This is a genomic window from Flectobacillus longus, from assembly GCF_030056705.1.
GTDB lineage: Bacteria > Bacteroidota > Bacteroidia > Cytophagales > Spirosomataceae > Flectobacillus > Flectobacillus longus.
This window is the reverse complement of the sequence record NZ_JASHIC010000073.1, coordinates 1-646: the sequence shown is the minus strand read 5'-3', so window position 1 is coordinate 646 and position 646 is coordinate 1. Positions and strand designations below refer to the sequence as shown.

Annotated in this window: 1 protein-coding gene; it reads left to right on the top strand. The window is 44.4% G+C overall.

All coding sequences use genetic code 11. From position 1 onward, the window contains the following. Positions 1-646: hypothetical protein (locus QM491_RS25480; RefSeq protein WP_283330407.1), on the top strand; the 646-nt coding region annotated here is incomplete at both ends.

Sequence of the window (646 nt, the reverse complement as noted above, 5' to 3'; positions counted from 1 at the left end):
TAAGCACAGTGATAACTAGAACAGGAGGGGATGCGAGTGGAGTAGTAACATTTGCACCAACAACTGGAATAATGAGCTACACCCCAGCTTCGAGTGAGCCGGGCAATAGTGTAACAGTGATTTATCAGGTATGTAATACATTGGTGACTCCACAAGTATGTGCTAGTGCGACAGTGACGATTACTGTACCATTGGCTGGCGATGCAGATGGAGATGGAGACCCAGATAACACAGACCCATCAAAGAATGATGCTTGTGTATGGGGACCTAATCAAGTATTAGCCAGTACCTTATTGACATGGCGCAATGCAGACTGTGATGGCGACGGCGTAACGAACTATGCAGAAGCAACGGGAGCAGATGGAGACGCATCAACGACAGGAGATAACACAAATCCGACGAGTGCTTGTAGTTTGAACTTGAGTCAAGTGACGTTAGTAGCCACAAGTACAGGCGACTGTGATGGCGATGGTGTTATGGACAAAGATGAGATTAATGGTTTAGATGATAATCCATTGACGCTATCCGACAACACAAATCCCAACGATCCATGTAGTTATAACAAAGCCGACCAAGTAATTGGCAATGTAAACTCTGATTGGTTGACATTGGATTGTGATAAAGATGGTAATCCAAATAGTACTGA